This is a genomic window from Solibacillus palustris, from assembly GCF_022549215.1.
In the GTDB taxonomy this organism is placed as follows: Bacteria; Bacillota; Bacilli; order Bacillales_A; family Planococcaceae; genus Solibacillus; species Solibacillus daqui.
This window is the reverse complement of the sequence record NZ_JAKZFC010000001.1, coordinates 834,562-847,176: the sequence shown is the minus strand read 5'-3', so window position 1 is coordinate 847,176 and position 12,615 is coordinate 834,562. Positions and strand designations below refer to the sequence as shown.

11 protein-coding genes are annotated in these 12,615 nt (G+C 30.8%); all 11 read right to left on the bottom strand.

What is annotated here, in order from left to right:
- Positions 1 to 25: 25 nt before the first annotated feature.
- Positions 26 to 583 carry a GNAT family N-acetyltransferase gene (locus LZ480_RS03925; protein ID WP_241368074.1) on the bottom strand — a complete coding sequence of 186 codons (558 nt, stop codon included), beginning with the start codon at positions 581 to 583 and terminating at the stop codon, positions 26 to 28.
- Positions 584 to 605: 22 nt separating this feature from the next.
- Positions 606 to 1,568: a hypothetical protein gene (locus LZ480_RS03920; RefSeq protein WP_241368073.1), complete on the bottom strand. Its 963-nt coding sequence runs from the start codon at positions 1,566 to 1,568 to the stop codon at positions 606 to 608.
- Positions 1,569 to 1,628: 60 nt separating this feature from the next.
- Complete coding sequence (locus LZ480_RS03915; protein ID WP_241368072.1) at positions 1,629 to 3,101, bottom strand: lipopolysaccharide biosynthesis protein; 1,473 nt, start codon at positions 3,099 to 3,101, stop codon at positions 1,629 to 1,631.
- On the bottom strand, positions 3,086 to 4,069 hold the full coding sequence (locus LZ480_RS03910; RefSeq protein WP_241368071.1) for a glycosyltransferase: 984 nt from the start codon (positions 4,067 to 4,069) through the stop codon (positions 3,086 to 3,088). The genes LZ480_RS03915 and LZ480_RS03910 overlap by 16 nt, the downstream gene beginning before the upstream one ends.
- A 160-nt stretch (positions 4,070 to 4,229) precedes the next feature.
- Positions 4,230 to 5,681 (bottom strand): O-antigen polysaccharide polymerase Wzy, encoded by a 1,452-nt coding sequence (gene wzy / locus LZ480_RS03905; RefSeq protein ID WP_241368070.1) that lies wholly within the window; start codon positions 5,679 to 5,681, stop codon positions 4,230 to 4,232.
- Positions 5,682 to 5,769: 88 nt separating this feature from the next.
- Complete coding sequence (locus LZ480_RS03900) at positions 5,770 to 6,879, bottom strand: glycosyltransferase (protein ID WP_241368069.1); 1,110 nt, start codon at positions 6,877 to 6,879, stop codon at positions 5,770 to 5,772.
- 12 nt (positions 6,880 to 6,891) lie between these two features.
- Positions 6,892 to 8,121: a glycosyltransferase gene (locus LZ480_RS03895; protein ID WP_241368068.1), complete on the bottom strand. Its 1,230-nt coding sequence runs from the start codon at positions 8,119 to 8,121 to the stop codon at positions 6,892 to 6,894.
- A gap of 3 nt (positions 8,122 to 8,124) precedes the next feature.
- Positions 8,125 to 9,252 carry a non-hydrolyzing UDP-N-acetylglucosamine 2-epimerase gene (gene wecB, locus LZ480_RS03890; RefSeq protein WP_241368067.1) on the bottom strand — a complete coding sequence of 376 codons (1,128 nt, stop codon included), beginning with the start codon at positions 9,250 to 9,252 and terminating at the stop codon, positions 8,125 to 8,127.
- A gap of 3 nt (positions 9,253 to 9,255) precedes the next feature.
- Positions 9,256 to 10,365, bottom strand: coding sequence for a polysaccharide biosynthesis C-terminal domain-containing protein (locus LZ480_RS03885; RefSeq protein WP_241368066.1), 1,110 nt, complete (start codon positions 10,363 to 10,365; stop codon positions 9,256 to 9,258).
- Positions 10,366 to 10,380: 15 nt separating this feature from the next.
- Positions 10,381 to 11,418, bottom strand: a complete 1,038-nt coding sequence (locus LZ480_RS03880) for a polysaccharide biosynthesis protein (protein ID WP_241368065.1) — start codon at positions 11,416 to 11,418, stop codon at positions 10,381 to 10,383.
- A 1-nt stretch (position 11,419) separates the two neighbouring features.
- Positions 11,420 to 12,607, bottom strand: coding sequence for a glycosyltransferase family 4 protein (locus LZ480_RS03875; RefSeq protein ID WP_241368064.1), 1,188 nt, complete (start codon positions 12,605 to 12,607; stop codon positions 11,420 to 11,422).
- Between the last annotated feature and the right edge of the window lie 8 nt (positions 12,608 to 12,615).

The window sequence follows — 12,615 nt, the reverse complement described above, 5'->3', positions numbered from 1 at the left end:
CGATCACCTTTGCTTTCAAAGTTTACTATCTAATTGAAGCCTCTTCTTCATGCAACTGTAATTTTTCATATTCCGATTTCAACATAGTAAATACGTAGGCATTATGAAATTTATTTTGTTTATAAACAAAGTCTCTTATTAAACCATCTTTTTTAAAGCCGTACTTTTCAGATAGCCTATATGATGCTTTGTTATCTTCCTTTACATATGCATAAACCATATTCAATCCAAGTTCCCCAAATAAATGGTCTAAAAATAAATAACCAGCATCTGTCCCAAATCCTTTACTAATGAATTCTTTAGAAATTACCAGCCCACCCCATTCAGCCTTTCGATTTAAATAGTCAATATTAGTTGCACATATATATCCGATTGGTTCATCAATACCTCTACAACAAATTACAAGATAAAGCTGCTTGTAATTATTAAATATTTTATCTTCTATCCATTTTTTATCGTATTCAGAAGAGATATAGTATTTATTGCCCCCAGTTGTTTGAAAAAGAATATCATCATTTCTTATTTCATTTAATAAGCTTAAATCACTGTATTCAAAAGCTCTCAAATATAAATTATCCTTCATAATAATCTCCTTATTTACAAAATTAATAGTTTATTTTTTCTTCAATATTTATACATTCAACAATATATTTCATATCATCTTCATCGTAACGTTGATCACATGGTATCGGTAATAAATTTGCACTATATCGATACTCGATACTTTCTTGTGGTGTTACTTGTAAAACATTTTTCCAAAGTGTAGGAATATATATTTTTTTTTCAGCTAAATTCCTCCTAATTTCAAACCCATTATCAGCATAAAATGGATAACAATAAGGGCCTTCAGGTGAATTTAATTTTATCGGATTATATTTTTTTAGTTCATTTTCTAAATATCTATAATTTCTATTTCTTTCCCGTATAACATTCTGATAGTCAATTGCTCCCATTAAATTACGCGTTATTTTAGACATTTGCTTTAGAGTCTCTCCATTAAATCTTTCATCCACTTCCAAAAAACCACTATAATAATCAGAGGCTTTTCCTTCAAAACGTCCTAAAAGATGCTCTACCCTATCTTTAGAAATATCAATTTCTAATGTTTTATCTAATCTTTTATCAGTTGATAAGTACGCCCCATCAGGCACGCCAAAAAATTTCCTACATGAATATATGGTATCTACTGAATTTAACGGCCTTTGAAAAAAAGCCTGAGTATTATCTACAATTATTTGTTTATGTTTATCTTTGATATATAATATTTTTTCTTCTGATAATTGTCCAAAATAGTTAACAACATAAAGGCATTCTTGCTTTTTAAGTTCTTTATTAAAAATGGGACTAAAATCAGCAGCAATTCTGTAGTATTCATATTCATACCCATATCTATCCAGCATGTTACTTACTGAATTACATAGGTAAAATGGAATATAAACTTTTTCGATTTTCTTTGACTTAATGAGATATAGTAAAGCATTCCTTGCTGTGTTCAAATGTATTAAGTCCTTATAATATTCATTGCTAATTAATTGCTCCAATTCAAAATACCCGCCGATTTCTTTCATCTAATTCTAATCACCTCATAGAGTAGAAATTACTTGTAATAAGACTATTTCAATTTCGATTTAATCTACTTTTAATTGCATACTTCTTTTACTTCTTAACAGTCCTTTTAGCGTTACGAGTAAATAAGAAAAGCATTCGAGTCTGAACAGAGCAGCTAATCCTATATATATAACGATGCCGGCAAAAACTTGGGCTAATATAGTTAACATAGCTGACATTTGAAGCCAATGAATAGTATATATAACTGTTCCCATAACTATAGATAAAAGCAAGGAGGGGATCACATCATTCCATTGCTCTCGAATACTATAGTTGAGCAATTTCGAATTGGGATATGCATTAATGAACGACGCTATAACTCCGCCAAATACTATACTAATAGCTACTGCATAAACGCCGAAAGGGATACTTACTATTAAAACAAATAGGCCTAATAGCTTTTTTATGATTTCTAATTTGAGAAAAATATCGCTTCTTCCTAATGCATTTATTGCCTGTAAATTAGCTGTATGAATTGGCCATAAAGCATAGCCAACACAAAATATTTGGATGAACGGAACTGTAGGTAACCACTTTTCTGTCAATAAAAGCTCTACTAAAGGTTCTGCAATAACCGCTAGTCCAACCATCATAGGGAAAATGACGAATGAACTCGTCACAATTGCTCTCCTTACCATCTCTTTCACTCTATTTCGATCATCTTGATGAGACGAAAGTGTTGGAAACATAACTGCTTGTATCGCTCCATTTATATTATTTACAAGTAGGTTAGGAAATTGCTCTCCTCTATTATAAAAACCTAGTATTGCTGGATTAAAAAACTTACCTATTAACAAACTTCTTATATTTATATCTATTGCATCAATCAAAGAAGAAACTAATAACTTCCACCCAAATGAAAATAATCTCTTAATCCTTTTATATGAAAAAAGAAGTTTTGGTCTCCATTTTATTGTGAACCATAGTATAATCGTAACTAGAAATTGATTTGTTAATTGAAACCCTACCAAAGCCCATATACCATAATTAGTATATGCCATTGCTATACCAACTATTCCGGCTATAATAGATGCTGTAAGAGTACTAATAAATAGTTTCTTAAATTGAAATTCTCTCGAAATGATTGTATTTTGAATTGCACTAAAAGAATAAAAAAATAAGGATATGGCCAGTATTCTTAAAATAAATTTTAATTGAGGTTGTTCAAAAAATGAGGCTATATATGGTGCTGTGAAAAAGAGTAGGATATATAGAATAGATGCAATAAATAAGTTTAAATAAAAGACCGATGAAAAATCTACTACATCGACTTTTTTCTTTTGTATTAGAGCTAAATTAAATCCGCCTTGCGTTACAATTCCAGCCATGGATATAAAAACTGTTACTAGAACGATTAATCCAAAATCATCCGGTAAAAGAATTCGTGCAAGTACAATCATTACTATAAACTGAATCCCCTGCACCCCTCCTCTCTCCATCAACTTCCACAATAGAGATGATAACACTTTAAATTTTGTTATATGGAGGTCCACCCAATTACCCCCCTTTTAATACTCCTTAAAGTTTTAGAAATAAATGGACTATATTGATCAATAAAAATAATTAATTTTCTTTTAAGGCTTAATTCTAGGTAGTATTCTTTGTAATTACCTTTTATTGCTTCATCATATTTTCTTTGTTCTAACAAAAAATAAAATTGTGTTTTGATTTTTGTTCTAGTAATAGCATCTGAATATCGATAATCTGTATACATATTTAAGTTATCTAGCATATTTTCAATTTCAGCATAATGCCGTTTCTTATTCTCGATATTATTATATTCCCTAGCTGTCCAAGAGCCACTATGTCCTACTCGATAAGCTGACATAAATTCATCTATATAATAAACTTTGCCTTGTAATGATAGGTTAATAGCATATGGGTAGTCACCTACTGGGGCATTTAGTAGAAATGCAGGTCTTTCTAATGCGTATTTTTTTGGGAATAGCATAGAATTTGTTAAAAATAGCCCACCACCACCCTCAATAACCTCGCCCACTGTATAATCTTTATCCTTTTTATATGATCTATTTTTTAATAGAACCTTTTTTTCTGCTGCAGTCACTATATAACCGCCATGAACACATAAACTACAATCGGGATTTTTTTCCAAATAATCTACTTGTTTTTGTAATTTATATGGATCTATCCAGTAGTCATCACCTTCACACACGGCAATATATTTTCCCTTTGCGCGATTTAAGTTAATTAAATTTATAGTATTAGCTGAATTTTCTTTTGAATATTGATTCTCTGATTGATAAATAGGTTTTATTAACTCTGGATGTTGTAACTCATATTCTTTAATAATCTCTTGTGTTCTATCAGTAGAGGCATCATCATGTATTAAAATTTCAAATTTAAAATTAGTCTTTTGCATTAAAAAACTCTCGAGAGCCTCTGCTATAAATTTTTCATGATTATAAGCTAAACAATGAATGCTTACTACAATATTCTCCATATATTATACTCTCCCAGAAATCAATTTTTAGTTCTTTATGGATCAATTCGTATCTTTTTGAAATATTCCCCACCGAGCCTTTTCACTTTCACTAACAATCGGTTAATTTCAATAATAATAGATTGAGAAATTTAATAATTACTTTTAAAAAACCTTACCTTTATTTGTAATTGTTTCTTTTGAATAATATAGTTAAAATAACTGTACATAGAGAAACCCAAGTAAATTCCCTGACCATATCAACGAAATAAGCTCTTGTCCACCAAAGTAAATTTGGAAATAATATCAACAAAATTGATAATTGTATATATCTTTGTTTTAAAAATAGTTCTTGTAATTTTAAAGAAATATAACTAATTGACATTCCGATAAATGCAATAAAAACCATACCAAAATAGCCAAAACTATAAAACGCTTCCCCTAAATACGATCCACCCAGAAATGACCTTAAATGTGCAGGATAATTGTAAACATATATTGTTTTAGGAATAGTAAAGTCTAATATTCCCCCCACATTTGGAAACATATTTAATAATGATAGAAAATAGTTTAAACCATATTGAAAATCATTATTAAATGAAAAAAATTCTATCGAAATACCTAAAGTAATTATTGTTATACCAAACTCTGCAATGACTGAAAATGGAGAGAAGTCTATAAATGTTGACTTAAAAACCTCCATAAAGGTACTAACATCATTGATAGACATCATGCGAGTTTGACTGATAAATGTAGTTAAAAAACCTACCATATAAATTAATAGTAAATAAAAAGGTATTTTATAGGATTTAATTTTATCGATTCTCAGAAAGTTGAAATAAACAAAATATAAAGTTAATAAATATAAAATTGGCTCGCCTCTACCACCTGTAAACATTAAAGCGCCTTTATAAATTGTTGCAAGACCTAGTAAGAGCAATACTTTTCTTTTATCTGATTTATTTCCAATTAACAACATTATTACGCCAATATTGCTAAAACTAGCTATAATATAGAAAAAGCTAGGTATATTTAATTGAAAAGTGTCCAAATAGTTTCCGTTTACATATAAAATAATTTTATTGATATCGATATACAACATTGGGAATAATCCTAAAAGAAATAATATTGCACCAACGTTTCTAGTTAGGAATAATTGATTATTTTCATCTTCTAAAGGTTTTGTAGAAACTAAATTTTTTGTTTTAGAATTCATCAAGATGAAGGACATGCCGATTATTAAAAACAAATGGCTACATAAGGAAAAAAAAGAAGCATCTTTAAACATTTTAGTTGAAATCGTTATGAAGGGATTCCAAGGTAAATCTACATTAATATTAAAACCATAAATTACAACTAAGCCAAGGTGAGTTATAAAGGAAAATATTACAAAAAGTATATTTAACGAGAATAATTTCCCTTCTAATTTCCTTATTGTAACAATATTAATAACTAACTGGATTACCGATAAAATTGAAAATAAAAATACCCATTTTTGAAAAGGATAATCTTTAATAAAAATTGCACAACCTATAAGTGCAGAATTAATTGTTAATGCATTTACAACAGCCATTAAATTTTCTATATTTTTTCTTTTCGGCAAAATAGTATTATTTATTAATATTTCTCCCATACATATCTCCTAATATTTTTTTATTATCAATATTAAAAAATCTAGTGTTATAATTTTGTAGCTAGCTGTTGGGATATACTTTTCTTTACTATTCAGAATTAAGATTTGAATATATTATTTCATACTTTTTTACTACACTTTCCTTATTGTATTCAATCTTTTGTAAGGACTTTACAATTTCAATTTGGCTTATTTTATCTCTTTTTTTAACCTCTTTTATCATGTCTATCCAATTGCTAACAGATAATATGGGACACTGATGAAAGAGTCCAGCTTTAATGTCATTCGTTTTTGGTACTCCTTTTGATACAATACAATTTACTCCTGATATTTGTGCTTCCAATAATGCCATTGACATCCCTTCAGAAAATGATGGCATTAACAAAGTATGAGATATTTGAAGAATTTCTTTTACTTTATCTGTATTCCCAAACATTTTCACTTTATTTTCCATCTTATTTTCCTTTATATATTCCCCTATTTGATTTGAATCCGGCCCCTCTCCTGCAATAAGGAGTAATGAATTTGAATGATCACTTAAAATTTCTTTAAAAAGTTTTAATGCAAACATCGGGTTTTTTTCCCCGCCTAAATAGCCAATAAAACAGTATATTTCAAAAGTTCTTGGAATGTTATGTTGAAGCATAAATTCATCTATTTCTTCTTTATTAACCGTTAAGTATTTTTTATGATCAATAAAATTGGGTATGAAATCAAATTCATTTCCAAAAATATATTGCCCTGATATTTCCGCGCACGCTATTTTTTTTGTACAATATTTTCTATTTAAAAATTTTAAGGTTGAATAAAACATTTCACTCAGTAAAAATTGCTTAGAATTTTTACTCCCATGTGCATGCCCTACTCTTATCGAAATATTTTCTTTTTTTGCAGCTAAACAAGATAGCCAAATAAAACTTGAAGTATGTGCATGTATGGCATCATAAGGTCCATTTGTTCTTATTATTTCTCTTATATTTTTTACATATTTAAATGGTGTTGTCTCACTTAGTCTATTAACGACAAAGTATTTTCCCTTTATTTTTTCTATTCTTTGAACTATTTCTTTATTAGGTTGTTTATAAACAATATAATCAAATATATAGTTTTCTGTATCTGCTGACTCCGATATATTGAGTACCACTGAGGCAATACCACCACTATTTAGATTATCTACTACTACTAAAATTCTTTTCATCGATTTAACTCCTTAAATAGAAGGTACTAACCCCTGCATGTCACTACCTTCCATTAAATATAAGTTTAAATATTCATTATATTGATTTTCCATGTTATATTGATTTGCTCTATTGGTACAATTTGAAGAATTAATCAATTTACTAGTTCTATATGTTTTTAAACAGTCTTTTATTCCCCAAGTATTTTTAGGAACTATTATTCTCCCACATGTTTCATCTATGCTCTCGGAACTCCCACCTGAATTAAACGTAAATACAGGTGTTCCACAGGCTAATGCTTCAATATTAGTTGTTGGAAAATTATCCTCTAAAGTTGGATTTACAAAAACATCTGCTGCTGAATAAATTTCCGCTAAGGCTTTCGTGCTATTCGTTAACGTGATACCAATTATTTGTTTAGGCAATTCTTTTACCTGCTTTTCTGTTAAACCAACTAGAACTATCACTTCATCTTCTTCAAGATAATTTGATAGTTCGATAAAGTGATTTAGGCCTTTTTTTGCATTCCAAACATTTGCTACTCCTAAAATTATAAATTTATTCATTAATTTATATTTTTCTCTAAAATAATTGTTTGATGTTGGTTTAAAAATATTTAAATTTATACCATTATGAATTACCTTTATAGGATACTCATTTAAGAAAGACTGTTTTACTAAATTAGCTAGCCATTTTGATGGAGTAATAATTGTTAAATCCTTAACTCCTGTAAATAATTCTTTTTTCTTAAAAAAATTCATTTCTGAATTATCCATAAATAAACTCGTAGGGTATTCTTTTTTTTCTGGACAATCATAGCATCCTAATTTCCACTTATTACAACCTACAAATTCAAAATGAGAACAATGTCCAGTAAAAGCCCAACAATCGTGAAGTGTCCAAATAACACGTTTATTATATTTTTTTATATAATTAAATAGCATTTCGATATTGATATAATATCCATGAATATTATGTAGATGAATAATATCAGGATTTATTTTTTCTAAATTTTTAATAAATGCTTTTGTTGCCTTTTCTGATCCGAATCCATGTTTGTCAAATATTCTAGTTAAGCCTACATGTAAATAATTATCATAGTTACTGCCTATTCTAATTGTGTTCTCACAATTTTTTGGCAAATCCCTTCCATATGCAACGTAACTCTTATATCTATTTTCAGTTAATGTATGATGAATATCAGTAGCTATCCTACCCGTGCTTCCTATCCCACAAACTGAGTTTATTTGTACAATTTTCATCTATTAACTACTCCCCCACACAACCCGATTCACATAATGTGTGTAAGACAAAATAATTCTTAACATCTTATCTGAAACATTCGGCATCGCGTAATCTTCCACAAGTCTTAATATGTTTGTTTCCTGTGTTTCTAATATTTCTAACCCCTGCAATATTCTTTCCTTTTCAAGCCCGACCATCATCACCGAGGCTTCTTCCATCGCTTCTGGTCGTTCATGCGCTTGGCGAATATTGAGTGCTTTGAATCCAAGAATGGAGGACTCCTCACTAATTGTTCCACTATCACTCAAAACAGCTTTTGATTTCAGTTGCAGTTTTACATAATCGTTAAACCCTAAAGGCTTCATTATTTTTATAAGAGGATTAAATTCAATTTCTTTCGCTTCAATCATTTTCTGTGTACGAGGATGTGTACTTACAATGACCGGTAGTTGGTACTTTTCTGCAACAGCATTTAAGCTTTCAACTAATTGAAGGAAATTTCTATTTGAATTAATATTTTCTTCACGGTGTGCAGAAACAACAAAATATTGCCCCTCTTCAAGCTCTAACCTTTGTAGAACATTAGATATTTCAATATCCGCCTTTTTCGAGTAAAGTACTTCAAACATTGGACTTCCTGTCTTAATAATTCGATCGGCTGGAAAACCTTCCTTTAAGAGATATTCTCGAGCGATATCACTGTACGTTAAGTTAACATCCGAAATATGATCGACAATTTTTCGATTCGTCTCTTCCGGTACGCGTTGGTCAAAACATCTATTACCGGCTTCCATATGGAAAATTGGGATTTGCTTTCTTTTCGCAGCGATTGCACATAAACAACTATTTGTGTCCCCTAATACTAAAAAGGCATCTGGCTGTACTTCCTCTAATACAGGATCGATTTTACTCAAAATATTGCCGATTGTTTCGGTTGCTGACCCAGTAGCTGCATTTAAGAAAAAATCTGGCCTTTTCAAACCGAAATCTTGAAAGAAAACTTCATTCAATTCGTAATCATAATTTTGCCCTGTATGAACAAGCGTATGTTCCACTACATTAGACTGTTCTAACTTATTGATTACTGCAGACAATCGAATAATTTCTGGTCTAGTCCCTACTACCGTCATCACTTTTAGTTTTTTCAAGATTTATACCTCCAAATAGTACGTATCCGGCTTTACTGGGTCGAAACATTCATTTGCCCACATCACTGTTACAAGATCTGTTTCTCCTACGTTAACAATGGAATGTGTATATCCAGTAGGAATATCAACGACCTGTAGCTTTTCTCCACTCACCCTGTATTCAATAATGTCCTCGGCCCCTAACTTTCTGAACCGTATTAACCCTTCACCACTAACAACTAAAAATTTTTCATTTTTAGTATGGTGCCAATGATTTCCTTTTGTAATTCCAGGCTTTGATACATTAACCGAAACTTGCCCCTGATTCGGAGTTCGAATAAATTCAGTAAATGAACCACGATTATCTAGATTCATTTTTAAGTCATATGAAAATTGATCTACAGGTAAAAAACTTAAATACGTACTATACAGCTTTTTCGTGAGAGGATCATCCATATTTACAATGTTTAAGTTCGTTCGACTATCCTTGAAACTTTTTATTAGATTTGCTAATGTTCCAAGTTCAATATGGTGGGTAATAGGTATCACACAGAATTCTCCTTGTTCTGTTGGTGTTCCGACTAATGCTCGTAACATTTCTTCTAAAACATCATCGATATAACAAAGGTTTAACTCATTATCAGGGTTGTTTACTTGAATATCTAACTCCCTCGCAATGTTATAACAAAAAGTAGCAACTACACTGTTGTAATTCGGTTTACTCCATTTTCCAAATACATTTGGTAATCGATACATATAAACGGGGGCACCTGTTTGCTGTTGATATTGAAGCAACAACTGTTCCATTGCCTTTTTGCTTCTCCCATAAGGATTATCCAATTCAGCTTGAATAGAAGAAGTTACGACAATAGGTGCTTTATTTTCGTATTTTTTTAATAGCTCTAACAGCTGAGAAGTAAAGTTAGCGTTTCCTTCAAAAAAATCATTTTCATTTTGAGGTCTATTTACACCAGCTAAATGAAAGACAAAGTTACATTCTTTAGTATATTTTTCGAGCAGTGATGGATCGCTATCTCTTGAATACTCAAATATTTGATTTATTCCGCAGTTTTTAAGTTCTGCAATTAGATTTTTTCCTATAAACCCTTTTGCACCTGTTACAAGAATGTTCATCTATCCAATCCCACCTTAGTTCATGATATGAATATTTTTATTCCATTCCTTTAGTTCCGCCTGAATGTAATCTAATTGCAGTAATGTTTCTTTGATTTCTTCTATATATAATTGCCTTGTATTATCTGAATTGTACTCTTTGTTATTTGAAAGTTCCGGATGACCTTCTTCAAAATATTTATTGTAGTTGAGATCTCTTTGATCAGCAGGAACCTTAAAGAATCCACCTAAGTCTTCTGCGGCTGCATACTCTTCTTTTGTAAGTAGCGTTTCATAACGTTTTTCTCCGTGTCGAGTCCCAATAATTTTTATTTCGTTGTCAACATTAAATAGCTCCTTCAAGGCCTGAGCAAGATCACCTATTGTACTAGCTGGTGATTTTTGTACCATAATATCTCCTGATTCAGCATGTTCAAAGGCAAATAACACAAGCTCGACTGCCTCTTCTAAACTCATAAGAAACCTTGTCATTTGAGGGTTTGTTATCGTCAATGGCAATCCATTTTTTATTTGGTCAATAAATAATGGAATTACGGAACCACGCGAGGCCATCACATTGCCGTATCTTGTTCCGCAGATGACTGTTTTTTCAGGAGAAACCGTTTTGGACTTCGCAACAAAAACCTTTTCCATCATCGCTTTCGAAATCCCCATTGCATTGATAGGATAAGCTGCTTTATCTGTAGATAAGCAAATGACCTTTTTCACACCGCATTCAATTGCAGTATTTAATACATTTTCTGTTCCTAAAATATTCGTTTTTACGGCTTCAAGAGGGAAAAATTCACATGATGGCACTTGCTTTAATGCAGCAGCATGGAATATATAGTCAACGCCATACATAGCATTTTTTAAACTTGCACTATTACGTACATCGCCAAGATAAAATTTTAATTTATCGTTGTTATACTTTTTTCGCATGTCATCCTGTTTTTTCTCATCACGAGAAAAAATACGGATTTCTTTTATATCTATATCTAGAAACCTTTCCATCACAGCATTTCCAAACGAACCCGTGCCACCTGTAATCATTAACGTTTTATTCTGAAACATTTCAGGCCTCCATTTTAATAAGAGTATCTTCTAGCACATTTAAAAATCGCTCTTTACTATAGTTTTTACAATAGTAGTCATATGAATTTATCGCCATTTGATCCTTTTCACTATTTTCACAAAATTGCACTATGATATTTGCCAACTCGTTATATTTTTCTGCCTCACAACACAATCCACATTGTGCTTCTTTAATTATTTGATTTGTTTCACCATTAATTGCGCCTATGATAGGTTTTCCAGATGCCATATAAGACTGGACTTTACCAGGTAATGTTGATGAGATGGTATTATCATTTTTTAATGTAATTAACATCGCATCTGCTAAGCTATAATATTTCGGCATCTCACTTAAGGGTTTTCTGCCATGAAAGATAATATTTTGAAGTCCTAAATTTTTACTCAGAAGTTTATTTTCAGCTAATTTAGAACCATCCCCTACTATATGAAATCTAATATTTGTATGATTACGTAATTCATAAGCTGCTTTTACAATAGTTTGAACACTTTGCATTTCTCCTATATTTCCAGCAAATACAAAATTAAAATGTTTACTTCTGTCTACTTCCTTTTTTTCAGTAAATAGTTTTTCTGCATATTGGGGTAGGTGAAGAATAGACTCCGTTTTCACCCCTATCGTTTCTCTAAGATAATCTATAAACATACCCGAACTAACGGCTACGTTATCTGCAGAATTATAAATCCACTTTGATATATAATGAAAAAACTTATAAATGATTGAACCTTCTTTTATACCACCAGCAGTTAAACTAGCTGGCCAAATGTCGAGGCAATAAAGCAACATCTTTTTCTTATGCTTCTTTTTATAGACTATTGCAGGAACCCCCATAAATACGGGTGAAAGTTGATTTACAAATACAGCATCAAACTTTTCCTTCATAAATAGAGCCTTTAATGAAGCTGATAATGCAAAACTAAAATAATTTAACAAGAGGGTTACTTTACTGTTTCCTCGCCCAATTTCAAAACTGCGTATTACATTTACACCATTAATCACTTCTTTTCTATTTTTTCCATACCGATAATTATCAAGCACTTTACCCTCTGGATAATTTGGGAGGCCAGTTAAAACTGTCACTTGATGACCTTTTTCTACTAATGATTCACATATATCTGAAATACGGAAAGGTTCAGGATTGTAATACTGGCAAATAACGAGTAGTTTCATATTAAAAA